At 68.9% G+C, this 25494-nt stretch carries 26 protein-coding genes; 15 read left to right on the top strand and 11 right to left on the bottom strand.

All coding sequences use genetic code 11. The annotated features are described in order from the left end of the window. Window positions 1–34: 34 nt before the first annotated feature. The 5 genes from kdpA to DFS13_RS14540 all read right to left on the bottom strand — a co-directional run bounded on the left by kdpA (window position 35) and on the right by DFS13_RS14540 (window position 4610). A complete protein-coding gene (gene kdpA, locus DFS13_RS14560; RefSeq protein WP_006497030.1) occupies window positions 35–1840 on the bottom strand; it encodes a potassium-transporting ATPase subunit KdpA in 1806 nt (601 codons plus the stop codon). Further along, the gene (gene kdpF / locus DFS13_RS14555) at window positions 1837–1929 is read right to left on the bottom strand and encodes a K(+)-transporting ATPase subunit F (RefSeq protein WP_006752209.1); all 93 of its coding nucleotides are present in this window, start codon (window positions 1927–1929) and stop codon (window positions 1837–1839) included. The genes kdpA and kdpF overlap by 4 nt, the downstream gene beginning before the upstream one ends. 306 nt (window positions 1930–2235) lie before the next feature. Beyond that, complete coding sequence (locus tag DFS13_RS14550; protein ID WP_006481869.1) at window positions 2236–3210, bottom strand: quinone oxidoreductase; 975 nt, start codon at window positions 3208–3210, stop codon at window positions 2236–2238. A gap of 172 nt (window positions 3211–3382) precedes the next feature. Then, window positions 3383–3775 carry a methylglyoxal synthase gene (locus DFS13_RS14545; RefSeq protein WP_006478230.1) on the bottom strand — a complete coding sequence of 131 codons (393 nt, stop codon included), beginning with the start codon at window positions 3773–3775 and terminating at the stop codon, window positions 3383–3385. Between the two features lie 55 nt (window positions 3776–3830). Beyond that, window positions 3831–4610 carry an SDR family oxidoreductase gene (locus DFS13_RS14540; protein WP_006481870.1) on the bottom strand — a complete coding sequence of 260 codons (780 nt, stop codon included), beginning with the start codon at window positions 4608–4610 and terminating at the stop codon, window positions 3831–3833. Between the two features lie 208 nt (window positions 4611–4818). Here DFS13_RS14540 and upp point away from each other — a divergent pair, with 208 nt between their 5' ends. The 14 genes from upp to DFS13_RS14470 all read left to right on the top strand — a co-directional run bounded on the left by upp (window position 4819) and on the right by DFS13_RS14470 (window position 17842). Next, window positions 4819–5469: a uracil phosphoribosyltransferase gene (gene upp / locus DFS13_RS14535; protein ID WP_006481871.1), complete on the top strand. Its 651-nt coding sequence runs from the start codon at window positions 4819–4821 to the stop codon at window positions 5467–5469. 218 nt (window positions 5470–5687) lie between these two features. After that, the gene (locus DFS13_RS14530; RefSeq protein ID WP_006478227.1) at window positions 5688–6416 is read left to right on the top strand and encodes a YebC/PmpR family DNA-binding transcriptional regulator; all 729 of its coding nucleotides are present in this window, start codon (window positions 5688–5690) and stop codon (window positions 6414–6416) included. Between the two features lie 104 nt (window positions 6417–6520). Next, window positions 6521–7801 (top strand): phosphoribosylamine--glycine ligase, encoded by a 1281-nt coding sequence (gene purD / locus DFS13_RS14525; protein WP_111441843.1) that lies wholly within the window; start codon window positions 6521–6523, stop codon window positions 7799–7801. A gap of 118 nt (window positions 7802–7919) precedes the next feature. Then, the gene (gene hemF / locus DFS13_RS14520; protein WP_006497035.1) at window positions 7920–8843 is read left to right on the top strand and encodes an oxygen-dependent coproporphyrinogen oxidase; all 924 of its coding nucleotides are present in this window, start codon (window positions 7920–7922) and stop codon (window positions 8841–8843) included. Beyond that, window positions 8809–9582, top strand: coding sequence for a nicotinate-nucleotide adenylyltransferase (locus DFS13_RS14515; protein WP_373863190.1), 774 nt, complete (start codon window positions 8809–8811; stop codon window positions 9580–9582). Before hemF ends, DFS13_RS14515 begins: the two co-directional genes overlap by 35 nt. Window positions 9583–9586: 4 nt before the next feature. Then, on the top strand, window positions 9587–10030 hold the full coding sequence (rsfS, locus tag DFS13_RS14510; protein ID WP_006484266.1) for a ribosome silencing factor: 444 nt from the start codon (window positions 9587–9589) through the stop codon (window positions 10028–10030). A gap of 18 nt (window positions 10031–10048) precedes the next feature. Beyond that, a complete protein-coding gene (gene rlmH, locus DFS13_RS14505; RefSeq protein WP_006484265.1) occupies window positions 10049–10519 on the top strand; it encodes a 23S rRNA (pseudouridine(1915)-N(3))-methyltransferase RlmH in 471 nt (156 codons plus the stop codon). A gap of 51 nt (window positions 10520–10570) precedes the next feature. Further along, complete coding sequence (locus DFS13_RS14500) at window positions 10571–11218, top strand: nucleoside triphosphate pyrophosphatase (protein WP_111441841.1); 648 nt, start codon at window positions 10571–10573, stop codon at window positions 11216–11218. 8 nt (window positions 11219–11226) lie between these two features. Then, window positions 11227–12696: a ribonuclease G gene (rng, locus tag DFS13_RS14495; RefSeq protein ID WP_006490773.1), complete on the top strand. Its 1470-nt coding sequence runs from the start codon at window positions 11227–11229 to the stop codon at window positions 12694–12696. Window positions 12697–12822: 126 nt separating this feature from the next. Further along, complete coding sequence (locus DFS13_RS14490) at window positions 12823–13158, top strand: YggL family protein (RefSeq protein ID WP_111441840.1); 336 nt, start codon at window positions 12823–12825, stop codon at window positions 13156–13158. Between the two features lie 455 nt (window positions 13159–13613). Then, entirely contained in the window at window positions 13614–14762 is a 1149-nt protein-coding gene (locus tag DFS13_RS14485; protein ID WP_111441839.1) for a collagen-like triple helix repeat-containing protein, read from the top strand. Between the two features lie 253 nt (window positions 14763–15015). Beyond that, window positions 15016–15981 carry a PRC-barrel domain-containing protein gene (locus tag DFS13_RS14480; RefSeq protein ID WP_006497038.1) on the top strand — a complete coding sequence of 322 codons (966 nt, stop codon included), beginning with the start codon at window positions 15016–15018 and terminating at the stop codon, window positions 15979–15981. Then, entirely contained in the window at window positions 15978–17237 is a 1260-nt protein-coding gene (locus tag DFS13_RS14475; protein ID WP_006489615.1) for an MFS transporter, read from the top strand. The genes DFS13_RS14480 and DFS13_RS14475 overlap by 4 nt, the downstream gene beginning before the upstream one ends. A 38-nt stretch (window positions 17238–17275) precedes the next feature. Then, window positions 17276–17842: an aromatic acid exporter family protein gene (locus tag DFS13_RS14470; RefSeq protein WP_060211828.1), complete on the top strand. Its 567-nt coding sequence runs from the start codon at window positions 17276–17278 to the stop codon at window positions 17840–17842. A gap of 64 nt (window positions 17843–17906) precedes the next feature. Here DFS13_RS14470 and DFS13_RS14465 read toward each other — a convergent pair whose 3' ends face one another. Next, on the bottom strand, window positions 17907–18284 hold the full coding sequence (locus DFS13_RS14465; RefSeq protein ID WP_046337625.1) for an RcnB family protein: 378 nt from the start codon (window positions 18282–18284) through the stop codon (window positions 17907–17909). 145 nt (window positions 18285–18429) lie between these two features. Between DFS13_RS14465 and DFS13_RS14460 the strand changes: the two genes are divergently transcribed. Further along, on the top strand, window positions 18430–19200 hold the full coding sequence (locus DFS13_RS14460; RefSeq protein ID WP_111441838.1) for a glycosyltransferase family 2 protein: 771 nt from the start codon (window positions 18430–18432) through the stop codon (window positions 19198–19200). A 34-nt stretch (window positions 19201–19234) separates the two neighbouring features. Here the strand turns inward: DFS13_RS14460 and DFS13_RS14455 are convergent, their stop codons facing one another. From DFS13_RS14455 to DFS13_RS14430, 5 genes are all read right to left on the bottom strand, one after another. Continuing rightward, window positions 19235–20449 carry a glycosyltransferase family 9 protein gene (locus tag DFS13_RS14455; protein WP_048984928.1) on the bottom strand — a complete coding sequence of 405 codons (1215 nt, stop codon included), beginning with the start codon at window positions 20447–20449 and terminating at the stop codon, window positions 19235–19237. Window positions 20450–20486: 37 nt separating this feature from the next. Beyond that, window positions 20487–21728 carry a glycosyltransferase gene (locus tag DFS13_RS14450; RefSeq protein WP_111441837.1) on the bottom strand — a complete coding sequence of 414 codons (1242 nt, stop codon included), beginning with the start codon at window positions 21726–21728 and terminating at the stop codon, window positions 20487–20489. Then, entirely contained in the window at window positions 21725–22954 is a 1230-nt protein-coding gene (locus DFS13_RS14445) for an O-antigen ligase (protein WP_006497044.1), read from the bottom strand. The genes DFS13_RS14450 and DFS13_RS14445 overlap by 4 nt, the downstream gene beginning before the upstream one ends. Before the next feature lie 53 nt (window positions 22955–23007). Beyond that, on the bottom strand, window positions 23008–24138 hold the full coding sequence (locus DFS13_RS14440) for a glycosyltransferase family 9 protein (RefSeq protein ID WP_077056577.1): 1131 nt from the start codon (window positions 24136–24138) through the stop codon (window positions 23008–23010). 262 nt (window positions 24139–24400) lie between these two features. Continuing rightward, window positions 24401–25465: a glycosyltransferase family 4 protein gene (locus DFS13_RS14430; RefSeq protein WP_012492745.1), complete on the bottom strand. Its 1065-nt coding sequence runs from the start codon at window positions 25463–25465 to the stop codon at window positions 24401–24403. Between the last annotated feature and the right edge of the window lie 29 nt (window positions 25466–25494).

The raw sequence follows: 25494 nt of genomic DNA, 5'->3' as shown, positions 1-25494 counted from the left end.
CAGTCTTTTCAACGTGTCGCCATGCGGGCGCGCATCACGCGCCCAGCCACATCATCAGGTGCTCGACGCCCGGCCCGAGCGCGAGCGCCGGCACGTAGGTCAGCGCGCCCACCAGCAGCACGGTGCCGAGCAGCAGCACGACGAACAGCGGCCCGTGGGTCGGCAGCGTGCCGCTCGTCACCGCGATGCGCTTCTTCGCGGCGAGGGAACCGGCGATCGCCAGCACCGGCACGATCGTGCCGAAGCGGCCGAACCACATCGCGATCGCGGTCATCCAGTTGTAGAACGGCGTGCTGACCGTCAGGCCCGCGAACGCGCTGCCGTTGTTGTTCGCGGCCGAGCTGAACGCATAGAGGATTTCCGAGAAGCCGTGCGGGCCGGGGTTCGCGATGCCGGCCTTGCCCGCATCGGCGAGCACGGCGATCGACGTGCCGACCAGCACGAGCAGCGGCGTGAGCAGCACGACGATCGACACCATCTTCATCTCGTACGACTCGATCTTCTTGCCGACGTATTCCGGCGTGCGGCCGATCATCAGGCCGGCGACGAACACCGCGAGCAGCGCGAACACGAGCATCCCGTAGAGACCCGAGCCAACGCCGCCGTAGACCACTTCGCCGAGCTGCATCAGCAGCATCGGCACGAGGCCGCCGATCGGCGTCAGCGAATCGTGCATCGCGTCGACCGCGCCGCACGACGCGGCCGTGGTCGCGACCGTGAAGATGCCGGTCTGCGCGATCCCGAAGCGCGTTTCCTTGCCTTCCATGTTGCCGCCCGACTGCAGCGCGCCCGCCGACTGGTCGACGTGCAGCGCGGCGAGCGTCGGGTTGCCGGCCTGCTCGGCACTCACCTCGACGCCGATCGCGATCGTGAACGCGACCGTCATCGCCGCGAGCACCGCGACGCCCTGCCGGCGGTCGCCGATCATGCGGCCGAACACCAGGCACAGCGCGGCCGGGATGATCAGGATCGCGAAGATCTCGATGAAGTTCGCGAACGGCGTCGGGTTCTCGTACGGGTGCGCGGAGTTCGCATTGAAGAAACCGCCGCCGTTGGTGCCGAGCATCTTGATCGCTTCCTGCGACGCAACCGGGCCCATCGCGAGCGTCTGCTTCGTGAGCGGGGTCGGCACCGTGACCGCGTTGCCCTTGTCGTCCTTCACCGGGTTGCCCTGCGCATCGAGCTTCGGCGCCGCGTAGGTGCTCGCCTGCAACACCGGCACGTCCTGGTACGCCTTCATGTTCTGCAGCACGCCCTGGCTCATCAGCAGCGCGGCGACGAGCGCCGCCATCGGCACGAGCACGTACAGCGTCACGCGCGTGAGGTCGACCCAGAAGTTGCCGATCGTCTGCGCGGTGTGGCGCGCGAAGCCGCGGATCAGCGCGATCACGACGACGATGCCGGTCGCTGCCGACAGGAAGTTCTGCACCGTCAGGCCGAGCATCTGCGACAGATAGCTGACGGTCTGCTCGGGCGCGTAGTCCTGCCAGTTCGTGTTGGCGACGAAGCTGACGGCCGTGTTGAACGCGCCGTCGGGCGTCATCGCGCCGAACTGCTGCGGGTTGCCGGGCAGGAAGCCCTGCAGGCGCAGCAGCCCGTAAAGGAACAGCACGCCGAGCGCGTTGAACGCGATCGTCGCGACCGCATACTGCTTCCAGTTCATCTCGGTGCCGGCGTCGACGCCGGCCACGCGGTACAGCGCGCGTTCGAGCGGCCCGAACACGCGCACGACGCGCGAACTGCCGTCCATCACCGCGCTCAGGTAGCGCGCGACCGGCACGGCCGCCGCCAGCAGCACGACGATGAACAGCAGCGTCTGCAACAGGTTGTTCGCGTTCATTCGATGTCCTCCGCGCGCAGCAGCGCAAAGACGAGATACGCGAACAGCAGCGCGGTGGACGCACCAGCCAGCCAAAGCATCCAGGTCATGCCCGCCCCCCGCGACCGTATTGCGCGAGCGTGTCGCAACCGGCAAGCAAACCGAGGGTCAGCGCGGTGAAGAGCACCAGTGCGCCGATGAAAACCCCATCCATTTTTATGTTCTCCGTCGTCGAAATCGGACGACTAGAACCTTATGGGAACGCGCGTAAAGGGCGGGTCAAAGGTATCGGGGCGGGTGTAAAAAACGCGTAAACGCGCGGGGCGGGACGGATGCGAATCGAGGCGGGACGGACGGCGCCGGGGCGCCGCCCGCAACAGGCGCATGCCGGCGTCGCGCCGGCATGCGGGGACGGGTCAGGGAACGAGGATCGTCGAGCCGGTGGTCTTGCGTGCTTCCAGATCGGCATGCGCGCGGCCGACTTCGGCGAGCGGGTAGCGCTGGTTGATGCTCGTCTTCACCTTCCCCGACAGGATCACGTCGAACAGCTCGGCGGCCGCGGCCTCGAGATCGGCGCGCTTCGCGATGTACGAGAACAGCGTCGGCCGCGTGAAGAACAGCGAGCCGCGCGACGAGAATTCCTTCGAGTCGATCGGCGGCAGCGGGCCCGACGCATTGCCGAAGCTGACGAAGTAGCCGAGCGGCGCAAGGCAGTCGAGCGAGCCGATGTAGGTGTCCTTGCCGATCGAATCGTAGACGACCGGCACGCCCGCGCCGTTCGTGATTGCCTTCACGCGCTGCGTGAAATTCTCGCGCGTGTAGACGATCGGGTGGTCGCAGCCGTGCGCCTTCGCGAGTTCGGCCTTCTCGTCGGAGCCGACCGTGCCGATTACGGTCGCGCCGAGCGCCTTCGCCCACTGGCATACGAGCAAGCCGACGCCGCCGGCCGCCGCATGGATCAGGATCGTGTCGCCGGCCTTCACCGGGTACGTGCGGCGCAGCAGGTAATGCGCGGTCAGGCCCTGCAGCATCACCGACGCCGCGTCGTCGTAGCCGATGCCGTCCGGCAGCTTCACGATGCGCTCGGCCGGCATCACGCGCTCTTGCGCATACGCGCCGGGCGGCTGGCCGACATAGGCGACACGGTCGCCGGCCTTGAACGCGGTCACGCCGTCGCCGACGGCCGTCACCTCGCCCGCCGCCTCCATCCCGAGGCCGCCGGGCAGCGGCTGCGGATACAGGCCCGTGCGGAAATACACGTCGATGTAGTTGAGCCCAACGGCGTGTTGCCGGATGCGGACTTCGCCCGCCTTTGGCGCGCCGACCTCGACATCGACCCACTTCATCACGTCCGGGCCGCCCGGCTGGTCGTATCGGATTGCTTTCGGCATCGTTTTGCTCCTCTTCTGTCTGTCAGTCAGGAAAACCCGGGGCGCCGATGCGCGCGTCGCACCGATTCGTGCAGGAGCCGGCAGGCGCGCGTGGCGACGCACGATTCTCGCGCGTCGCCGCCGTCCGTGCATGGCCCTGCCACCGGCAGGGACAATCGGACGCGGCCCGCGCCTAGCAAACGTCCTGCATGTTCCGCGCCAGATCGTCGAGCAGCATCCGCGCGGTCGCGACGTTGGTCGCCACCGGCACGTCGTGCACGTCGCACGCGCGCACCAGCGCGGTGATGTCGGGATCGTGCGGCTGCGCGGTCATCGGGTCGCGCAGGAACACGACGATGTCGACCCGGCCGTCGGCGAGCTCCGCGCCGATCTGCAGGTCGCCGCCGAGCGGCCCCGACAGCTTGCGCTCGACCTCGAGCCCGTGCGCGGCCGCGATGCGGCCGCCCGTCGTGCCGGTGGCGACCAGCCGGCATTGCGCGAGCGTCTCGCGATACTGGCCCGCGAGCGCGACGATCTCGTCCTTCTTCGCGTCGTGCGCAATCAGTGCGATGCGGGGTTTGCTCATCTCCAGTTCCTTCGTCGTTCGGTTGTCGTTGTCGTCGTGAATCGAAAAGCGCGGGTCAGAACGTACCCGGATATGCGCCGCCGTCGAGCAGCCAGTTCTGCCCGGTGATGTAGCCCGCATGGACGCTGCAGAGGAACGCGCAGGCCGCGCCGAACTCGGCGCGGGTGCCGAGGCGCCCGGCCGGAATGTCCCTGGTGCGACGCGCACGCATCTCGTCGACCGTCACGCCCTGCGCCTGCGCCGACGCGGCGAGCGTCGTCGCGATCCGGTCGGTGTCGAACAGCCCCGGCAGCAGGTTGTTGATCGTCACGCCCTGCCCCGCGACCTTGCGCGACAGCCCCGCGACGAAGCCGGTCAGCCCCGAGCGCGCACCGTTCGACAGCGCCAGCACGTCGATCGGCGCCTTCACGGCCGAACTCGTGATGTTGACGATCCGGCCGAAGCCGCGGCCGATCATCCCGTCGACGGTCGCGCGGATCAGCTCGATCGGCGTCAGCATGTTCGACTCGAGCGCACGGATCCAGTCGTCGTGCGAGAAGTCGCGGAAGTCGCCGGGCGGCGGGCCGCCGGCATTCGTCACCAGAATGTCCGGCTGCGGGCACGCGGCGAGCGCGGCCGCGCGGCCGTCCGGCGTCGTGATGTCGCAGGCGACCGCCGTGACCGACACGTTCGCGCCGGCCCGGATCTCTTCCGCGGTTTCCTCCAGCGTGTCGCGCGTACGCGCGACGATCACGAGGTTCACGCCCTCCGCGGCCAGCGCTTCCGCGCAGCCGCGCCCGAGGCCCTTGCTGGCCGCGCATACGAGCGCGGTCTTTCCTTCAATGCCGAGATCCATCGTCGCTTCCCTGGTGGCGCGCGTGCCGGCGCGGCCCCGTGTGGCCGCCGACGGGCGGGCGAACGGGCGTGCGCGGCACGCGGATTGTCGTGAGACGTCGATAATATCCGGATCGCGCGGCGCGCCTTGGTAAAATTGCGGCCATAAGCGACGGCCGGCCCGCGCCCGCCGCCGCCCCGATCCCCTTTTGCCGCCAAGGCACCCCGTCATGAAACAGGACAGCCGTTTCCCGAACCTCTTCATCACCGATCACCCGCTGATCCAGCACAAGCTCACGCACATGCGCGACAAGGACACGTCCACGCGCACGTTCCGCGAACTGCTGCGCGAGATCACGCTGCTGATGGGCTACGAGATCACCCGCAACCTGCCGATCACGACCAAGCGGGTCGAAACCCCGCTGGTGGCGGTCGACGCGCCGGTGATCGCGGGCAAGAAGCTCGCGATCGTGCCCGTGCTGCGCGCGGGCATCGGGATGTCGGACGGCCTGCTCGACCTGGTGCCGTCCGCGCGCGTCGGCCACATCGGCGTGTACCGCGCCGACGACCACCGCCCGGTCGAATACCTGGTGCGCCTGCCTGACCTGGAAGACCGCATCTTCATCCTGTGCGACCCGATGGTCGCGACCGGCTATTCGGCCGTGCACGCGGTCGACGTGCTCAAGCGCCGCAACGTGCCGGCCGCGAACATCATGTTCGTCGCGCTGGTCGCCGCGCCCGAGGGCGTGCAGGTGTTCCAGGACGCGCACCCGGACGTGAAGCTGTTCGTCGCGTCGCTCGACTCGCACCTGAACGAGCACGCGTACATCGTGCCGGGCCTGGGCGACGCGGGCGACCGCCTGTTCGGCACCAAGAACTGACTCGCCGGCGCCGCCTGCCGCGCGGCCCGGCGCGCCGCGACGGCCGCCCCGGCCGTTCGGCCATGCGCGGCGGCCCCGAACCGGCGGTCGCCGCGTGATAAAATCACGATCCACTCGACACGCGCGGCCCCGCGGCTTCATGCCCGCCGAAACGGCCGCCGATTCAACGACACACTGAAACAATCGCCCGCGCTGCGCGCCCGGGCACGGAGAAAGGTATGGCTGGTCATTCGAAATGGGCCAACATCAAGCATAAGAAGGCTGCGGCCGACGCGAAGCGCGGCAAGATCTGGACCCGCCTGATCAAGGAAATCCAGGTCGCGGCGCGCCTCGGCGGCGGCGACGTCAACTCGAACCCGCGCCTGCGTCTCGCGGTCGACAAGGCAGCCGACGCGAACATGCCGAAGGACAACGTCAAGCGCGCGATCGATCGCGGCGTCGGCGGCGCGGACGGCGCGAACTACGAAGAAATCCGGTACGAAGGCTACGGCATCAGCGGCGCGGCGATCATCGTCGACACGCTGACCGACAACCGCACCCGCACGGTCGCGGAAGTGCGCCACGCGTTCTCGAAGTTCGGCGGCAACATGGGCACCGACGGCTCGGTCGCGTTCATGTTCGATCACGTCGGCCAGTTCCTGTTCGCGCCCGGCACGTCGGAAGACGCGCTGATGGAAGCCGCGCTCGAAGCCGGCGCGAACGACGTGAACACGAACGACGACGGTTCGATCGAGGTGCTGTGCGACTGGCAGGCATTCTCGGCGGTGAAGGACGCGCTCGAAGCCGCCGGCTTCAAGGCCGAACTCGCCGAAGTGACGATGAAGCCGCAGAACGAAGTCGAATTCACCGGCGACGACGCGGCGAAGATGCAGAAGCTCCTGGACGCGCTCGAGAACCTCGACGACGTGCAGGACGTGTATACGAACGCCGTCATCGTCGAGGAATGAGATGCCGGCCGCCGCGCACCTGTCGCGGCGGCGGCCCGACCGATTCCGCGGCCGGCGCGCCTGAGCGTGCCGGCCGCCCTGTTTTCTAGTCTGCGGGGAATCCCATGAAACTACTCGTCGTCGGTTCCGGCGGCCGCGAACATGCACTGGCGTGGAAGCTCGCGCAGTCGCCGCGCGTCCAGATGGTCTACGTCGCGCCCGGCAATGGCGGCACGGCGCAGGACGAGCGTCTGAAGAACGTCGACATCACGTCGCTCGACGAACTCGCCGATTTCGCGGAACGCGAAGGCGTCGCGTTCACGCTCGTCGGGCCGGAAGCGCCGCTCGCGGCCGGCATCGTCAACCTGTTCCGCGCACGCGGCCTGAAGGTGTTCGGCCCGACCCGCGAAGCCGCGCAGCTCGAAAGCTCGAAGGATTTCGCGAAGGCGTTCATGAAGCGCCACAACATTCCGACCGCCGACTACGAAACCTTCTCCGATGCGGCCGCCGCCCACGCGTACATCGACGCGAAGGGCGCGCCGATCGTCGTGAAGGCCGACGGCCTCGCGGCCGGCAAGGGCGTCGTCGTCGCGATGACGCTCGAAGAGGCGCATGCGGCCGTCGACATGATGCTGTCGGGCAACAAGCTCGGCGATGCCGGCGCGCGCGTCGTGATCGAGGAATTCCTCGATGGCGAGGAAGCCAGCTTCATCGTGATGGTCGACGGCAAGCACGCGCTGGCCCTGGCTTCCAGCCAGGACCACAAGCGCCTGCTCGACGAGGATCGCGGCCCGAACACCGGCGGCATGGGCGCGTATTCGCCCGCGCCGATCGTCACGCCGCAGATGCACGCACGCGTGATGCGCGAGATCATCATGCCGACCGTGCGCGGGATGGAGAAGGACGGCATCCGCTTCACCGGCTTCCTGTACGCGGGCCTGATGATCGACAAGGACGGCAATCCGCGCACGCTCGAGTTCAACTGCCGGATGGGCGACCCGGAAACGCAGCCGATCATGGCGCGCCTGAAGAGCGATTTCTCGAAGGTCGTCGAACAGGCGATCGCGGGCACGCTCGACACGGTCGAGCTCGACTGGGATCGCCGCACCGCGCTCGGCGTCGTGCTGGCCGCGCACGGGTACCCGGACGCGCCGCGCAAGGGCGACCGCATCAACGGGATCCCGGCCGAAACCGAACAGGCCGTGACGTTCCATGCGGGCACGACGCTCGCCGACGGCGACAAGCTCGTGACGTCCGGCGGCCGCGTGCTGTGCGTGGTCGGCCTCGCCGATTCGGTGCGCGAAGCGCAGCAGCATGCGTACGACACGATCAACCAGATCAACTTCGAAGGCATGCAGTACCGCCGCGACATCGGCTTCCGCGCGCTCAACCGCAAGAGCGTGTGACGTCGCCATCGCCGCCCCGCGCCCGCGCGGCGGCGGCCCCTCTGCCGGGGTTCGATAGAATGCCCGGCAGACGCTTTTTTTACGGCCCCCGCGTCAGGCGGGGGCAGCCAGTCCAGACATGACCGATTCGACCTACGACGTGGCGCGTGTGCGCACGTACCTCCAGGGCCTGCAGACACGGATCGCCGACGCGCTCGGCGCGCTCGACGGCACGCCGCTCGCGACCGACACGTGGCAGCGCGGGCCGGCCGAACGCCTGCGCGGCGGCGGCTGCACGCGGATTCTCGAAGGCGGCCGCGTGTTCGAACGCGCGGGAATCGGCTTTTCCGACGTGGCGGGCGATGCGCTGCCGCCGTCGGCGAGCGCGGCGCGCCCGCAGCTCGCGGGCCGCGGCTTCGAGGCGCTCGGCGTGTCGCTCGTTTTGCACCCGCGCAATCCGTACTGCCCGACCGTGCACATGAACGTGCGGATGCTGATCGCGACGAAACCCGGCGAAGCGCCCGTGTTCTGGTTCGGCGGCGGCATGGACCTGACCCCGGTTTACGGTTTCGAGGACGACGCGCGGCATTTCCACCAGACCTGCAAGGATGCGCTCGATCCGTTCGGCATCGAGCTCTATCCGCGCTTCAAGCAGTGGTGCGACGAATACTTCTTCCTGAAGCACCGCAACGAGACGCGCGGCATCGGCGGGATCTTCTTCGACGATTTCTCGGAGCCCGGTTTCGAACGCTCGTTTGACCTGATGCAAAGCGTCGGCGATGCGTTCCTGCACGCTTACCTGCCGATCGTCGAGCGCCGCGCCGGGCTGCCGTACGGCGAGCGCGAGCGCGACTTCCAGGCCTACCGCCGCGGCCGCTACGTCGAATTCAACCTGGTGTTCGACCGCGGTACGCTGTTCGGCCTGCAAAGCGGCGGCCGGACCGAGTCGATCCTGATGTCGATGCCGCCGGTCGCGAACTGGCGCTACAACTGGCAACCCGAGCCGGGTTCGGCGGAAGCGCGGCTGTATAGCGACTTCCTCGTGCCGCGCGACTGGGTCTGAGCCCGCGCCCCCGCTGCCCCAACGAAAGGACGCGTTTCTGGACACCACCGCCCGCCCCGCCCCGCTGCCGCGCCGTATCGGCTTGCTGGGCGGCACCTTCGACCCGATCCACGATGGCCATCTCGCGCTCGCGCGCCGGTTCGCCGAGCTGCTCGACCTGACCGAACTCGTATTGCTGCCCGCCGGGCAGCCGTACCAGAAGCGCGACGTGTCGGCCGCCGAGCACCGGCTCGCGATGACGCGCGCGGCCGCCGGCACGCTGTCCGTGCCGGGCGTGACCGTAACGGTCGCCACCGACGAGATCGAGCACACCGGCCCGACCTACACGGTCGAGACGCTCGCGCGCTGGCGCGAGCGGATCGGCCCGGATGCGTCGCTGTCGCTGCTGATCGGCGCGGACCAGCTCGTGCGCCTCGATACGTGGCGCGACTGGCGCACGCTGTTCGACTACGCGCACATCGGCGTGTCGACGCGCCCGGGCTTCGAGCTCGGCACGGCGCCGCCGGACGTCGCGCGGGAAATCGCCGCGCGGCAGGCCGGCGCCGACGTGCTGAAGGCCACGCCGGCAGGCCGCCTGCTGATCGATACGACCCTTTCGTTCGACATCGCCGCGACCGACATCCGCGCGCACCTGCGCGAATGCATCGCACGCCATGCGCAAATGCCCGACGCGTCGGCCGAACATGTGCCGGCCGCCGTATGGGCCTATATTCGTCAACATCGCCTCTACCATTCCTGAATCCATGGATATTCGCAAACTGCAGCGCGTGATCGTCGACGCCCTCGAAGACGTCAAGGCGCAAGACATCAAGGTGTTCAACACCAGCCACCTGACCGAACTGTTCGACCGCGTGGTCGTCGCATCGGGCACCTCCAACCGCCAGACCAAGGCGCTCGCGTCGAACGTGCGTGACAAGGTCAAGGAAGCCGGCGGCGACGTCGTCAGCTCCGAAGGCGAGGACACCGGCGAATGGGTGCTGGTCGACTGCGGCGACGCGGTCGTGCACATCCTGCAACCGGCGCTGCGCCAGTACTACAACCTCGAGGAAATCTGGGGCGACAAGCCCGTGCGGATGAAGCTCGGCGGCGGCAAGGGCAACGGCTTCGCGACGGCGAGCGAAGACGACGAGGAAGAGGAAGAAGCGCCCGCACGCCCGGCGCGCAAGACGGCCGCCCGCCGCCGTTAAGCCGTCACGCGTGTCCCGATGAAGCTTTTCATCCTCGCGGTCGGCCACAAGATGCCGGGCTGGATCGCCTCCGGCTTCGACGAATACACGAAGCGGATGCCGCCCGAGCTGCGCATCGAGTTGCGCGAAATCAAGCCCGAGCTGCGTTCGGGCGGTCGCAGCGCCGAAAGCGTGATGGCGGCCGAGCGGCAGAAGATCGAGGCCGCGCTGCCGAAGGGCGCGCGCCTCGTCGCGCTCGACGAGCGCGGCCGCGACTGGACCACGATGCAGCTCGCGCAGGCGCTGCCCGGCTGGCAGCAGGACGGCCGCGACGTCGCGTTCGTGATCGGCGGCGCCGACGGGCTCGATCCGGAACTGAAAGCGCGCGCCGACGTGCTGCTGCGCATCTCGAGCATGACGCTGCCGCATGGCATGGTGCGCGTGCTGCTCGCCGAACAGCTTTACCGGGCGTGGAGCATCACGCAGAATCACCCCTACCACCGCGCATGACGTGTCGTCCTCGAGACGCGCGCCGCGCGCGCTCAACGAGATAACGACACCATGCCGTCCAGCACGTCCCCCGCGCTTTTTCCGACCCCGCTTTTCCAGACGCTTTACCTCGCTTCGCAAAGTCCGCGCCGCCAGGAGCTGCTGCAGCAGATCGGCGCACGCTTCGAGCTGCTGCTGCCGCGCCCCGACGAGGACGCCGAGGCGCTCGAGGCCGAACTGCCCGGCGAAGCCGCCGACGCGTACGTGCGGCGCGTGACCGTCGCGAAGGCCGAGGCCGCGCGTGCCCGCCTCGTCGCGAGCGGCAAGCCGGCCGCGCCGGTGCTGGTGGCCGATACGACCGTGACGATCGACGGCGCGATCCTCGGCAAGCCGGCCGACGCCGACGATGCGCTCGCGATGCTCACCCGCCTCGCCGGCCGCGAACACGCGGTGCTGACCGCCGTCGCCGTGATCGACGCCAGCGGCGAGCTGCTGCCGCCCGCGCTGTCGCGCTCGTCGGTGCGCTTCGCGGCCGCGTCGCGCGACGCATACGTGCGCTACGTCGAAACCGGCGAGCCGTTCGGCAAGGCCGGCGCGTACGCGATCCAGGGCCGCGCGGCCGAATTCATCGAGCGAATCGACGGATCCCATTCAGGTATCATGGGTCTGCCCCTTTTTGAGACTGCCGCGCTGCTGCGTACCGCACGCGTCGCCTTCTGAACCGCACCATGAACGAAGAAATCCTGATCAACCTCACGCCGCAGGAAACGCGCGTCGCACTCGTCCAGCAAGGCGCGGTGCAGGAGCTTCACGTCGAGCGCACGCTGTCGCGCGGGCGGGTCGGCAACATCTATCTCGGCAAGGTCGTGCGCGTGCTGCCCGGCATGCAGTCGGCGTTCATCGACATCGGCCTCGAGCGCGCGGCGTTCCTGCACGTCGCCGACATCTGGCATCCGCGCCTCGCGGGCGAGCCGCAGTCGGGCGCGCCGCACCAGCCGATCGAGAAGATCGTGTTCGAAGGCCAGACGCTGATGGTCCAGGTGATCAAGGATCCGATCGGCACGAAAGGCGCGCGGCTGTCGACGCAGGTCAGTATCGCGGGCCGCACGCTCGTCTACCTGCCGCAGGAACCGCATATCGGCATCTCGCAGAAGATCGAAAGCGAGGCCGAGCGCGAGGCCGTGCGCGCGCGGCTGACCGCCGTGATCCCGCCGGACGAGAAAGGCGGCTACATCGTGCGGACGATCGCCGAGGACGCCACCTCCGACGAGCTGGCCGGCGACGTCACGTACCTGCGCAAGACGTGGGCGACGATCGTCGCGCAGGCGCAGCGGCTGCCGGCGACAAGCCTGCTGTACCAGGATCTCGATCTCGCGCAGCGCGTGCTGCGCGATTTCGCGAACGACGACACGACGCGCATCCAGGTCGATTCGCGCGAGACGTACACACGTCTCGCGGAATTTGCGGGCGAGTTCACGCCGGCCGTGAGCCCGAAGCTGCATCACTACACGGGCGAGCGGCCGCTGTTCGACCTGTACAACATCGAGACGGAGATCCAGCGCGCGCTGTCGCGCCGCGTCGACCTCAAATCGGGCGGTTACCTGATGATCGACCAGACCGAGGCGATGACGACGATCGACGTGAACACGGGCGGCTATGTCGGCGCGCGCAACTTCGACGACACGATCTTCAAGACCAACCTCGAGGCCGCGCACACGATCGCGCGGCAACTGCGGCTGCGCAACCTCGGCGGGATCATCATCATCGACTTCATCGACATGGAGAACGCCGAGCATCGCGACGCGGTGCTGTCCGAGCTGAAGAAGGCGCTCTCGCGCGACCGCACGCGCGTGACGGTGAACGGCTTCTCGCAACTCGGGCTCGTCGAGATGACGCGCAAGCGCACGCGCGAATCGCTCGCGCACGTGCTGTGCGAACCGTGCCCGACCTGCCAGGGCAAGGGCCAGGTGAAGACGTCGCGCACCGTGTGCTACGACATCCTGCGCGAGATCCTGCGCGAATCGCGGCAGTTCAACCCGCGCGAGTTCCGCGTGATCGCCGCGCAGCAGGTGATCGACCTGTTCCTCGATGAAGAGTCGCAGCATCTGGCGATGCTGATCGACTTCATCGGCAAGCCGGTGTCGCTGCAGGTCGAGTCGAATCTGAGTCAGGAGCAGTACGATATCGTGCTGATGTAACCTTCCGCCCATCCGCCGCCGGCAGCACCGCGCGGCGCCCCGCTGCGGTGGCCGGGCTGTTCGCGCATGCCGCGCCGGCACCTGCCGCCGCCCTTTCATTGACCCTTTTCGCATTCACCCCACACCATGAGCCAAGGCTACAACCGCCGCCAGCGCAAGAAACTCCACATCGGCGAATTCCAGGAACTCGCGTTCAACGCCACCGCGCACTACCGCAACGACATGACCGACCTCGAGCGCGGCCAGTTGATCGATGCGTTCATCGACTTCGTCGAAGCGAACGGGCTGCTGACCGTCGCGTCCGCGGACGAAGGCATCGGCGCGTACGTGATCTCCGGCGCGCCGCGCGGCACGACGACCGACGCGGACCGCGAACTCGTGCGCGGATGGCTGGCCGCCCGTCCGGAACTGACGGACGTCCAGGTCAGCGAATTCACCGACGCGTGGTATCCGGACGCCTGATTGCCCGGCTTCACGCTGCTTCAAACGGCGCCCGCGCCTGCCCGCCATCACGGCGGGCCAGGCCGGCGTCGCGTGTTTCCCCTTCCGCCGCCCCTCTCCTCCCCGGCACCGGCTCACACGATTCGCGCCGCGTCGACCGTGATTACCCCGATTTCCGCAGTGAATCGGACGCTTACTTCAATTTAACGATCGTTAAAAGACGGCTCGTGTCGACGGACCTACTCTGATCGCACGAATCCGGTGGTTTTCGGCACGATCGGCAAGCAAGACGAAAGAATTCAAACGATTCGTCCTGCAGGCGCTCCGGGTTCCGACTCAGGCGAAAACGCGACACGGCGACAGGTCAATCAGGGAGACAACAACGATGCGCCCGACGCCTTGCTTCCGTCGCGACGATACGTCGACGCACACGAAGGCTGCCTGAGATCCATTTCCATAATCGAGACGAGGACGACATGAACACGCCCACCCTTCATCAAGCAGGACTCCGAATGATCATGATCGCGGCCGGCGCCGCGGCGCTGATGTCGCTGTCCGCGTGCGGCGGCTCCGGCTCGCTGAGCCAGGGCGCCGGCGGCAGCGGGTCGGGATCGGGCGACACGACGGCCACGACCGGCGGCACGGGCAACGGCTCCGGCGGCGCGTCCGCCAACGGCGTCGGCCAGACGACCGCGGCGTCGAGCAACATCGTGACCGCCGCGGGCGGCACCGTGTCGGGCGGCGGCGCGGTGATCGCGAGCCAGTCGGTGCCCGGCACCAACGCGGCGACCATGCAGGGGCTCGGCACCGTCGTGCAGGACGTCGGCGCGGCCGTCACCACGCTCGGCACCGGTCTCGGCGCCGGGCTCGGCCAGCTCGGCGCGTCGTCGAATCCGGTCGGCACGACGGTCGCGAGCACGGCCGGCGTGGTCACGAACCTCGGCGACGCGGTCGCGGCGACCGGCGGCGTGGTGTCCAGCCTCGGCGCCAGCGGGTCGGCGCTGGCGCCCCTCGCGCCGGTCACGTCGCCCGTCGGCGGCGCGATCACGACGCTCGGCAACACGATCGCCGGCGGCGGCGCCACGCTCGGCACGCAGTTGTCGACCGGCCCCGTCGCGCAGGTCACGGGCGCCGCCAGTTCGGCGATCACGCCGATCACGACGCAGGTCGGCTCGATCACGCAGACGGTCGCGTCGAGCACGCCGCTCGGCGCGCCGCTCACGAACCTCGTGACGACGGTCGGCAACGGTGTCGCGAACGCCGGCACGACGATCGCGAAAACCGGCGGCAACCCGGTGACGACCGGCGTCGGCAACGTGGTGACGGCAACCGGCAACACGGTCGCCACCGCCGGCACGGCGCTGCTCGGCGGCGGCGCCGCGACTAGCCCGCTCGCACCGGTGACGGGGTTGCTGTCGACGGGTGCACTCGGCGGTGCAACGGGCGGCGGCAACCCGGCAGGCGCGCTCACGTCGGCGGCCGGCACCGTGACGGCCGCCGTGTCGGGCGCGACCGGCGGCGCGCCGGTCGCGGGGCTGACGGGCGGCAGCGGCACCGGCGCGCTGTCGAAGACGGGTGGCGTGCTCGCCCCGGTGACGACGACGCTCGGCTCGCTGGTCAAATAAGCAACACGCCATGCGGCGCCCGCCGCGTCGTCGACGCTCGGGCGCCGCAACCGCATCTCCGACGGTTTCCGCGGTCGTCCGCCCGCGTCCGATCCCTTCCTTTTCCCGACGGTCCGCCTGCAACAGGCCATCGAAATCGGTCCTGAAAGCAAGACACGTTAAACTCTCACCTCGCGTGGTGCGCCGCCCGCACCCGCCATCCATCGCCAGCCGCGTGCCCTCGGGCCGCCCCCGACCCATGGAGTGAGTGTCAATGAGCGGCGGACTCCCGTTTCCCGCATCCCGCAAGTCGTTGCCGTCGTCGACGGTCTTCCTGATTCTCGCCGCCGCCGCGCTGCTGTCCGGCTGCGGGCTGCTGCCGGTCCAGAACCCGCCCGCCCCGATCAGCGAGGCGCTCGTCGAGCCGGTCGAGGAGACCGCAGGCGAGCCGCTGACGATGCCGCCCGTGCCGGCGCCGACGCAACCGGAAACGCCGGAAGCGCCGAAGAAGCCGCACCGCGAGGTGACGCGGCCGAAACCCGTGCAGCGCCCCGAATCGCCGACCCCGCCACCCCCTCCGCCCCCGCCGATCGTCGCGACGCGCCCGCTCGACCGTACCCAGATCCACGCGCTGCTCGACAGCGAAGTCGCGCGCCGCAACGGCAAGGTGGTCGGCCGCGCGGTCGACATGGTGGTCGACGCGAGCGGCAAGCCGCGCGAGATGATCGTCAACCTGCAAGGCTTCATGGGCATCGGCGACCGCAAGGTCATCTTCCCGTGGAACGTGTTCCGCTTCACGCCGGGCGGCAAGCAGGAGCCGATCGTGCTCGACGTCCCGTCGGGCGACCTGCCGCCGGCCGCGCGACCGAAGGCGGTGCCGCTGTCGGGTTCGGCCGCGGCGTCGCCGACGACGCGGCTGCCGATGCTCGACAGCGATGTCGAGCGCCCGAACGGCACGAAGATCGGCCGCATCGTCGACGTGCTGATCGACCGCGGTGCACAGCCGCAGGCCGTCGTGCTCGACCTCGGCGGGCTCGTCAATACCGACCGCCGTTCGATCGCCGCGAGCTGGGGCGCGCTGCGCTTCGTCACGCGCGACAAGGCGCTGCACCCGCAGCTCGACCTGAACGACGCCCAGATCAAGGCATCGCCGCCCTACGCGGCCGACAAGCCGATCGTCGCGGTCTTCCCGCCCGTTGTCCCGGCCGCGCCGGCTTCGTCTGCGAGTGCCACCCGATGACGATCAAGCATTCCGTCAGCGTTCGCAGTCTCCGGGCCCTCGACTGGCTCAACTTTTTCGTTGCAAACGTTCAAACCGGGTTCGGTCCGTTCATCGCGTCCTACCTCGCGTCGCACAAATGGACGCAGGGCGAGATCGGCATGGTGCTGTCGATCGGCACGATCAGCGCGATGGTCAGCCAGGTGCCGGGCGGCGCCGCCGTCGATGCGCTGAAGAACAAGAAAGGCGCGGCCGCGTGGGCGATCGCGGCCATTATCCTGTCCGCGGTCCTGCTCGCGTCGAGCCCGACGATCGTGCCGGTGATCGCCGCGGAGGTATTCCACGGCTTCGCGAGCTGCATGCTGGTGCCGGCGATGGCCGCGATCTCGTTCTCGCTCGTCGGCCGCGCCGACCTCGGCGACCGGCTCGGCCGCAACGCGCGCTGGGCGTCGATCGGCAGTGCGGTCGCGGCCGGGCTGATGGGGCTGACCGGCGAATACTTCTCCGCGCGCGCGGTGTTCTGGCTGACCGCCGTGCTGGCGCTGCCCGCGCTGTTCGCGCTCGCGATGATCCAGCCGACGCACCAGGTGATCCCGCAGTCGTCGAAGCCGGACGACCTCGATGAAGCCGGCGAGCGCGAAACGCTGCTCGAACTGCTGCGCGACCGCCGGATGCTGATCTTCGCGGCCTGCGTCGTGCTGTTCCACCTGTCGAACGCCGCGATGCTGAACCTCGCGGCCGGCGAAGTCACGGCCGGGATGGGCGAGAACGTGCAACTTGTGATCGCCGCGTGCATCATCGTGCCGCAGGCGATCGTCGCGATGCTGTCGCCGTGGGTCGGCCGCTCCGCGCAGCGCTGGGGGCGCCGGCCGATCCTGCTGCTCGGCTTCTCCGCGCTGCCGGTGCGCGCGCTGCTGTTCGCGGGCGTCAGCAGCCCGTACCTGCTCGTGCCGGTGCAGATGCTCGACGGCATCAGCGCGGCCGTGTTCGGCGTGATGCTGCCACTGATCGCAGCCGACGTCGCGGGCGGCAAGGGCCGCTACAACCTGTGTATCGGGCTGTTCGGGCTCGCGGCCGGGATCGGCGCGACGCTCAGCACGGCCGTGGCCGGCTACGTCGCCGATCACTTCGGCAACGCGGTCAGTTTCTTCGGGCTCGCGGCCGCCGGCGCGCTCGCGGTGCTGCTGGTCTGGCTCGTGATGCCCGAAACGCGCGTCGAGAATGGCGATGCGACGGCCGACGAACCGGCCGCCGCCTCGCCCGAACAGGCGCATTGACGGCGGCCCGCCGCCACCCGCTTCTTGGCCGACGCACGATGGATACGATCAGGACACTCAACGAAGCCCGCCAGCAGATCCAGCAGTCGATCTTCGATCTGTTCAAGGGGCTGTCATTCAGCGAGCGGCTCACGCAAGGCGCGCTGATGGCGCTGCAGGCCGTCTGCGGCGCGTGCCTCGCGTATGCGATCGGCCGCGCGATGCATACCGAGCAGGCCGTGTGGGCGGCGATCACCGCGATCGCCGTCACGCAGCACAACTACTCGGACACGATGTCGCTGTCGCGCGACCAGTTCATCGGGGCGATGGTCGGCGGCGTACTCGGTTTCGCCGGCGCGGCGCTGGGCGGCGATCGCCTCGTCGCGTATGCGCTCACGGTCGCGGTCGTGATCGTCTGCTGCTGGTGCCTGAACGTCGGCAGCGCGGCGCGGCTCGGCGGCGTGACCGCGACGATCGTGCTGCTGTTCCCGGGCAACGGACCGCTGTGGGACGTTCCGCTGATCCGGCTCGGCGAAGTGACGCTCGGCACGGTATGCGCGCTGGGCGTGTGCTGGCTGATGTCGAGAATCGAACGGCGCTGGTTCCGCCGCGCGGCGGCAAAGTGACGCGCTAATCCGGCGGCCCGGCGCGCATCGCGGCATCGCGATCCATGCCGGGCCGCGGGCTAGGTCAGTCGCCGATTCGCAGCACGATGCCGGAACCGATCTGCACCAGCAGGTGATCCCCGCCGACGCCGACCCATTGATAGCCGCGCGGCGGCGGACTCAGGTGATAGCCGCGCCAGTCGTCGATCACGTATTGGCGGTCGCGGAACTCGGGAGGAAGCCGGTCACCCTTGTGCCACTCGCGGCGCGGCTGGTCGGCCCAGCGCGGCGGTACGTCTTCAACGCGGCCGGGCCCTTTGCGCATGTCGTGCTTGCCGTGACCATACGCATGGCCATTGCCATGCCCATGCCCGTGGTCGTCCTGTTGCGCGCTGGATAACGTCGGCGCCGCCAACGCGGCGGCCACGAACACAACGGCAAGAATCGGGTGCCTTGTTACCATCATCCACCTCCCGTCGAACCGCCGGCGCCGGGATGACGCCGGCCGCACACAAGGCTAGCACACCTCGCGGGGCCCGCCGGTTGCGCGGCGCCACGCACGAGGCAGCGGGTATACTCTCGCTCACCTTCGATCCGTACGATTTTTCATGGCTGAACCTACGCTCGGCGTCGCCATCATCGCCCACAACGCGGCCCGCCGGCTCGCGCAGTGCCTCGACGCGCTCGCCTTTGCGGACGACATCGTGGTCGTCGACGGCGGCAGCACCGACGACACCGTCGAGATCGCCCGCGCACACGGCGCCCGGGTGATCGTCGCCGCCGACTGGCCGGGCTTCGGCCCGCAGAAGAATCGCGCGCTCGCAGCGCTGTCGACCGACTGGGTGCTGTCGATCGACACCGACGAAGTCGTGTCGGACGAGCTCGCCGCATCGATCCGTGCGGCGTTACGCGCCCCGCAGGCCGATGTGTACACCATCGACCGGTTGTCGGCGTTTTGCGGCAGCTGGGTGCATCACAGCGGCTGGTATCCGGACTGGATCCCGCGCCTGTTCCGGCGGGACACCGCCCGCTTCTCGGACGACCTCGTCCACGAGCGGCTGGTGTTCGACGGCCGCGTCGCGCGGCTCGACGGGAAGCTGCACCACTACTCGTACGACGACATCGACGCGGTGCTGCGCAAGCTCGACGCGTATTCGAGCGCCGGTGCGCGGCAACGCCGCGCGGCCGGCGAGCGGGCGACGGTCGGCAAGGCCATCCGGCGGGGGGTGTGGGCGTTCGTGCGGACCTACGTGCTGCGTCGCGGGTTCCTCGACGGGCGGGCCGGATTCATGATCGCGGTGTTCAATGCGGAGACGGTGTACTACCGCTTCCTGAAGCTCGCGCACGACGGCGCGGCTGAACCCGCATCGCGCCGCTAGGCAGCGGCCGAAAGGTGCGCCGATGGCGCACCGGTTATACGCCACCGCGCGGCAAGGCCGACACGTCGATGATCGACTCGCGCGGCGCCTCCACCACCGGACGGCCTTCGACGAGCGCCGCCGCGGCGGCAATCACGCGCTGCGCGGAAAGCTCCGTCAGGCAGCGGCTCCAGCTTTCCAGATGACGGTCGCAGCCTTCGAGTTTGCAAGGCACGCAGTCGCCGTCACCCTGCATCAGGTAAACGTTGCCGCGCTGCGCCGAACCGCGCAGCGCCCACGGCTCGTCGTGCGCGGGCCAGTGGGCGGGCCACGGCCCCCAGCGCACCGGGTTGGACGGCCCGAACAGCGCAAGCGTCGGCGTCCCGCACGCGGCGGCGACGTGCGTCGCGCCGGTGTCCGGCCCGACGAACAGCCGTGCGCGGCGAATCAGTTCGGCGGTCTCGCCGAACGTCAGGCGCCCGACGAAATTCGCGACCGGCTCGCCCGCGGCAGCCACGATCCGCTGCGCATAGTCGACCTCCGCCGCGCCTGGCCCCCCGCTCAGCGCGACGTCGAAGCCGCTTGCGCGGGCCCAGCGGATCAGTTCGACCCAGCCGTCCTCGCGCCACTGCTTGTAACGGAACATCGGGGATGGGTGCAGCACGATGTGCGCTCGAGTACGCGACAGCGCGGCCGGCCCATACAGCAGAGCGTCGAATTGCGCGACGCGCGCCGGATCGGTGCCGATGCCGGGCGCGACCACTTCAGCGCAAGGCGTCACGCCGAGCACTTCTGCAATCGCGAGACTGCTCGTCACCGTATGGACATCGCCGTGGCGATTGAGCGCAATGCCGTCCAGCATGAAACGCGTCAGCCGCGTAATCCGCTCCGGATCGACGAGCCCGACGCGCCGACGCCCACCGAACCACGTATAGAAACGGGCACGATCGGAGCTGATCGCCGCGCATGCGAGATCGTAGCGCCGCCACAGCCTGGCCGCGTCGGCGAACCGCTCGCGCGGCTTCGCGCGCTGCGCGACGACGATCACCCGACGAATGTCGGGATTGTGCTCGAGCACGCCCTCGGTGCCGCGAAACACGACCATGTCGATCTGCGCGTCAGGCCAGCGCCGCTTCAGGGAGCGGACCAGCGGCGTCGCCAGCAGCACGTCGCCGATCCGGCGGGTGCAGGTGACGAGAATGCTGCGCGGCGGCGTATCGAACGTAAGGGAAGCGGTCACGGCGGGTATCGACTGACGGAAGCGGGCCATTTTAGCGAAATCGCGCGGCGCGAACCATGCTGCCGGCTCAGCGCGCCGCCGCGAGCAGGTCGGCGGCGAGCGCGGCGAAACGCCGGTTCGCCGCCGGCACGTCGAACGTCGCGATCCGTGCCGCGGCACAAGGCGCGAGCGCCGCGCGCACGTCCGCGTCGGTCACGAGGCGTTCCAGCGCCGCCGACATCGCATCGACATCGCCGACCGGCACGAGCAGGCCTGCGCGGCCGTCGTCGAGCATGTCGCGCGGGCCGGTCGGGCAGTCGGCCGCGAGCACCGGCGTGCCGAGCGCCATCGCTTCGCCGAGCACCATGCCGAACCCTTCGTAGCGGCTGCTCAGCACGAGCGCTTCGGCGGCGCGAACGTACGGAAACGGATTCGCGCAATAGCCCATGAAATGCACGGCATCGCGAATCCGCAGTTCGTCCGCAAGCTGCTCGAGTGCTGCGCGATCCGGCCCGTCGCCAAGCAGGACGAGATCTACCGCGTCCGGCCGGCGAGCACGCCATTGCGCATACGCGCGCAGCAGTGTCCGGTGATCCTTCTGCCCTTCGTCGAGCCGCGCGACCGACACGACGAACCGTTCGGCCGGCCACTCGACCGACGCCGTTGCTTGCTGCCGGATCGCAGCGATGTCGATCACGTTCGGGAGTTCGACGACCCGCACGCCGGAGCCGGCGAACATCTTCTCGGCTTCGTGCTGCATCGCAGGCGTCAATACCGCGATCGCCGCGTAGCGCGCGTACTGGCGCGTGCGCCGTGCCATGTAAGCGTCGCCTTTTTTGCCGAAGCGGGCGACGAAGCTGTAGTGGCTGACGCCCAACCACGGCGCGGTACCGCGGCCGGCAATCCGCCGCAGCGAGAAATCGTAATCGCAGACGAGGTCGTAGCCGGAGGCGACCTGCAGGAAGCGTCGCGCGACCAGCCGGCGAATCGCCGCATGGGTCGTCAGCTTGTGCAGCAGCTTTTCGCCGAAGCGCAACCGGCGGCGGCGCTCGATCTGGTGCAATGCATGCGACCAGCGCGCCGTCGCGAGCACGTGAACCGGCACGTCGGCCGGAATCGCGCCGCTGCGGCGCAGCGCATCGAGATCGTCGGTCGGGAAGGCAACCGACAACGCGGGAGCAAACTGACGGCGATCCAGCGCGTTCAGCCACGCGACCAGCGCGGTTTCGGTACCGCCCCGCCCGAAGTCGTCGATATGGAACAGCAATCGCACGGGCTTGCCGTTCGCGATCGACGGGCCGGCTTCCGCGCGGCTCGCGACGGCGTTCACGATCCACTCCCCGGCTGCGCGCGACGCACGCGTGCGCGTCGCTCGCCATGCCCGAGCACCAGCCCGGCAAATGCCCAGAATGCCAGGATCGTCGTCTGCCACATGAAATCGTCCACCAGGTTCTTCGTGACCATCCCGACCACGAGCGCGATGCCGCCCGCCGCAATCCACGGGTCAGCCTTCCGCAGTCGCCAGAACGCGAATGCGAGCGCCGCCAGCAACAGTGCCTGCATTGCCAGGCCGATGCGCCCGGTCTGTAGCCACGTATTCAGGAAAAGATTGTGCGCGTGCGTCAGCGCCTGCGGCTCGAGTGCCAGCAATTCGGGCGGCATCTCGCTGCGGTAGGCCATTCCCGGCACCGGTTTGCCGAAACCGATACCCAGCCATTTGTGACGGCTACCTTGCTCGTCATAGAACCGCCACAGCTTGGGCCGCGTGTCCGACGACAGCGTGTCGCCGACGGCCGTCATGCCGGGCGGCACATACAGACGCACGCCGGCGATCGAGACGTCGCGCGATGCGGCCAGCGGCGGCGGTGAATCGTGATAGCGCAGCCGCGCGCTCATTTCGAGCGTGCCGATCGCACCGGCGCCGACGACGACCACTGCCAGCCCCGCCAGCAGCAGATGATGCCGGTACAGCGGATAAAGGCCGATCAGCAACACCACCGCGGCAGCAGGCCAGAAGAAGCGGTTGAGGCTGGCAAGCCCGACCATCCCGCACAGCACGAGTCCCGACACGCCGAACCAGCGCCAGCCGCGCCTGGGCACGAAGAACGCACAGAACAACGCCATGGCGAACGCAACGAGCGTACTCGTATGCCCCACCCGCGCATAGAACCGCAACGGGAACGTTTCGGGTGTCGGCGGCTGCAGCTTGCCCCAGTAGATCACGCTGACCGCGGCGAGCAACGCGCACGCGAGCCAGACGGTCAGCGTGACGCGTTCGGGCCGCTCGACCCGCGTGCCGAACAGCCAGAAGCCCCAGAACGACAGCAGCGGATACACGACCTCGTCGAGCCACGCATGCCGGCTGACGTCCGGGAACACCGACCAGCGGGTGGCCGCGAAACTCCACGCCGCCCAGCCGACGATCGGGACGAACAACGGCCACCGGAACACCGCCGGCCGGTCGCGCCCGCACGCGGCGCCGATCAGCGCAATCCCGACCAGCACCATGCTGCAATTCACGAACGCCGCCATGTGCCCGAACATGATGGCGAACATCAGAACGGGGCAGCCAATCCACAGAAGACGCTCCATACGCGCCGCAATAGCCGTCATCGAACTTGCACCAGAACGTGTTTCAGTGCGCCACGTACCGCGTCCACCGACAGCCCGCTCATGCAGCCCGCGGAGCCGTCGTGCCACGCGACGCATGTCGTGGCGTCGCGATCGCATCGCCTGACCCACTGGACGTGACGCCGGAAAATATACGGTTGATCGCGGCATGGCATGTCCGCGATCGTTACGGCGACGAACGGAACGTCGCGCCAGTAACGTCCGGCACCGTGAACCAGCGCGCTGCCGGGCCCGAACAGCGCGACGGTCGGTACGCCGATGAGGCGCGCGAGATGCGCGACGCCCGTGTCGGGACAGACAACTGCCCGAGCGCCTGCATAGAGATGCCAAAGATCGGCGAGACCGAGTTTCCCGGCAAAGTTCGGCTGCCCGGCGTGCGGCCCGATCTGCTCGATCAGGTCGGCTTCGCTCTTGCCGCCGCTCCACACCACCCGATAGCCACCCGCCTCCATGTCGGCCGCCAGCGCTCGCCAGCGCTCGATCGGCCAGCGCTTGACCATCGTGCTGGCACCCGGATGCAGCACCACGTAGGGCCGCTCCCGAAGCGCCGCTGGCAACGCGACGCTCGGCGGCGGCGCCGGCCAGTCGCCCGGCCGGTATGCGCGCGGAGGGCTGCCGTCGACCAGGTCCGCGATCAGGTCGCCCCACGCGGCCGGCGCATCGGGATACGGACGGCGTTCGTCGACCGGCCAGTTCTTCCACGCCGGGGCATCGCCGTCGTGCGCGACGATCCAGCGACAGCCGGCCGCGAGCGCCAGCCAGCTGTGACGGTTATCCGCCGCGACGAGGCCGAGATCGTACGGCCCCGACGCCAGCAAGCGGCGCACCGACACGGGATCACGCGGATCGAAAGCCAACGCCTGGACGCCAAACGGCTCGCCCGCATACAACGGTGCGATCGCCTTCGGACACGCGAGCGCGATGCGCGCGTGCGGATATTGTTCGCGCAGCTTCGCCAGCAACGGTGTCAGCAACAGCGTATCGCCGAGCAGGAGATGGTGCGCGACGAAAATGCTCGCCGGTTGCCGAGGCTTGCGCCGCAGCGGCTTGAACAGCAATCTCGGCAGAGCCCGCGCGAAGATGTGGATACGTCCGGGGAAGCGGCTCATCGTTAACAGCGGGCTGTCTCGATGGCAAAATTCGCGACGCGGATCGGCCCGATGAACAGCCGAGTCGCCACACGAATCACCATGATCATTGTGAATTGAATAAGTATTTGCACGGAGCAAATCGCGCCGATCAACCGGCACGAATCACCGGAGCGGAATAGCCAGCCGCACCACCCAAACAGGCCGCCAGAGTATACCATCGCCCCCTCGCGCGCCCGAACCGGAAGCCGTCTGACAGATTGCCCCTTACAGGGACGGACCGCTACGCCGGCGCCCACGCCTCGCGGGCCAGCGCGAGCAACTGCTCGACATGATGGCGCACGCCCGGGTCGTAGCCTACCGCGTCGCGCGCGACGGCGGCCCGGTCGCCGGCTCGCACGCGCTGTGCGGCCGTCGCCAGCACGGCGCGCAGCGCCTCGACATCGTCGGCTGCGAACGTCAGCTTCGCATGGTCCGCGATGACGTCATGGCAGCCGAGCGTGGGCGGCAAGATCACGGGTGTCCCGCACATCACTGACTCGATGCCGACCAGCCCGAACGGCTCGTATTTCGATGCAAGGATCGTGTAATCCGCCGCGCGGTATCCGTCCTCGATGTCCTTCACGTAGCCGATGTAGCGCAGTTGCGCCGAGGTCCGCTCCGGCGGGCGGCCGGCCACCGCGACGACGATCGACGCGTCCGTCCCCTGCAGCGCGGCCTCGATCAGCGGCAAGCCCTTGCGCACGTGGCTGCTCGACGGAAACAGCAGCACGACGTCGCGCTCGCCGAAACCGAAGCGGCGCCGCAACGCGGTGCGCTCGTCGTCGCCGACAGGCGTGAAGCGCTGCGCATCGACGGGGGGATACAGCATGCGGATCCTGGCGTCGTCGACGCCGTACAGCGTGCGCAGTTCGTCGCGCATCATCTGCGAATGCGCGACCACATAGCGCGCATTCGCGTACTGCCGGCTCTCGAGCGCAATCTGGCGCCGGTCGAAATAGCCCGGTGCGCGGCCGATCGCGCGCAAGAACCCTCGATGTGTGCCGCCGCAAATCGCGATCTCCGAGCAGGCGACCCGATTACAGCCGATCAGCACATCCACGTCGGCCGCGCGGCGTGCACCGCGGAGCCGCCACGAGAACCATTCGTCGCGCACCTTGCCGGGCAGGAACGAGACGTTGATCCGATGCGGCTCGACGAGCCGCGCCTCCGGAATCGACGCGTCGACGGAGCGCGCGAAGAACGCGGGCGTCACGCCCGCCTCCGCCATTCCCCGCGCGATATCGATCGCGTAGCGCTCGAGGCCGCCCCCGTGCTTCAGCGCATTGGCCGACAGGCCGATCTTCATCTCCGCACGCGCGACACGGGCCCGCACGA

Origin of the sequence: Burkholderia sp. 28_3, assembly GCF_003253915.1 — a bacterium.
GTDB lineage: Bacteria > Pseudomonadota > Gammaproteobacteria > Burkholderiales > Burkholderiaceae > Burkholderia > Burkholderia cenocepacia.
This window is presented reverse-complemented; position numbering and strand designations above follow the sequence as displayed.

Excerpts from the sequence above, each read along its gene's own strand:
- DFS13_RS14440 (WP_077056577.1), bottom strand. The coding sequence starts at position 24,138 with ATGAGCCGCTTCCCCGGACGTATCCACATCTTCGCGCGGGCTCTGCCG.
- purD (WP_111441843.1), top strand. The coding sequence starts at position 6,521 with ATGAAACTACTCGTCGTCGGTTCCGGCGGCCGCGAACATGCACTGGCG.
- DFS13_RS14430 (WP_012492745.1), bottom strand. The coding sequence starts at position 25,465 with ATGAAGATCGGCCTGTCGGCCAATGCGCTGAAGCACGGGGGCGGCCTC.
- DFS13_RS14480 (WP_006497038.1), top strand. The coding sequence starts at position 15,016 with ATGAGCGGCGGACTCCCGTTTCCCGCATCCCGCAAGTCGTTGCCGTCG.
- DFS13_RS14485 (WP_111441839.1), top strand. The coding sequence starts at position 13,614 with ATGAACACGCCCACCCTTCATCAAGCAGGACTCCGAATGATCATGATC.
- kdpF (WP_006752209.1), bottom strand. The coding sequence starts at position 1,929 with ATGACCTGGATGCTTTGGCTGGCTGGTGCGTCCACCGCGCTGCTGTTC.
- DFS13_RS14465 (WP_046337625.1), bottom strand. The coding sequence starts at position 18,284 with ATGGTAACAAGGCACCCGATTCTTGCCGTTGTGTTCGTGGCCGCCGCG.
- DFS13_RS14445 (WP_006497044.1), bottom strand. The coding sequence starts at position 22,954 with ATGTTCGCCATCATGTTCGGGCACATGGCGGCGTTCGTGAATTGCAGC.
- DFS13_RS14470 (WP_060211828.1), top strand. The coding sequence starts at position 17,276 with ATGGATACGATCAGGACACTCAACGAAGCCCGCCAGCAGATCCAGCAG.
- hemF (WP_006497035.1), top strand. The coding sequence starts at position 7,920 with ATGACCGATTCGACCTACGACGTGGCGCGTGTGCGCACGTACCTCCAG.
- DFS13_RS14455 (WP_048984928.1), bottom strand. The coding sequence starts at position 20,449 with ATGGCCCGCTTCCGTCAGTCGATACCCGCCGTGACCGCTTCCCTTACG.
- kdpA (WP_006497030.1), bottom strand. The coding sequence starts at position 1,840 with ATGAACGCGAACAACCTGTTGCAGACGCTGCTGTTCATCGTCGTGCTG.
- DFS13_RS14460 (WP_111441838.1), top strand. The coding sequence starts at position 18,430 with ATGGCTGAACCTACGCTCGGCGTCGCCATCATCGCCCACAACGCGGCC.
- DFS13_RS14475 (WP_006489615.1), top strand. The coding sequence starts at position 15,978 with ATGACGATCAAGCATTCCGTCAGCGTTCGCAGTCTCCGGGCCCTCGAC.
- rng (WP_006490773.1), top strand. The coding sequence starts at position 11,227 with ATGAACGAAGAAATCCTGATCAACCTCACGCCGCAGGAAACGCGCGTC.
- DFS13_RS14500 (WP_111441841.1), top strand. The coding sequence starts at position 10,571 with ATGCCGTCCAGCACGTCCCCCGCGCTTTTTCCGACCCCGCTTTTCCAG.
- rlmH (WP_006484265.1), top strand. The coding sequence starts at position 10,049 with ATGAAGCTTTTCATCCTCGCGGTCGGCCACAAGATGCCGGGCTGGATC.
- DFS13_RS14550 (WP_006481869.1), bottom strand. The coding sequence starts at position 3,210 with ATGCCGAAAGCAATCCGATACGACCAGCCGGGCGGCCCGGACGTGATG.
- DFS13_RS14540 (WP_006481870.1), bottom strand. The coding sequence starts at position 4,610 with ATGGATCTCGGCATTGAAGGAAAGACCGCGCTCGTATGCGCGGCCAGC.
- DFS13_RS14545 (WP_006478230.1), bottom strand. The coding sequence starts at position 3,775 with ATGAGCAAACCCCGCATCGCACTGATTGCGCACGACGCGAAGAAGGAC.
- rsfS (WP_006484266.1), top strand. The coding sequence starts at position 9,587 with ATGGATATTCGCAAACTGCAGCGCGTGATCGTCGACGCCCTCGAAGAC.
- DFS13_RS14490 (WP_111441840.1), top strand. The coding sequence starts at position 12,823 with ATGAGCCAAGGCTACAACCGCCGCCAGCGCAAGAAACTCCACATCGGC.
- DFS13_RS14530 (WP_006478227.1), top strand. The coding sequence starts at position 5,688 with ATGGCTGGTCATTCGAAATGGGCCAACATCAAGCATAAGAAGGCTGCG.
- upp (WP_006481871.1), top strand. The coding sequence starts at position 4,819 with ATGAAACAGGACAGCCGTTTCCCGAACCTCTTCATCACCGATCACCCG.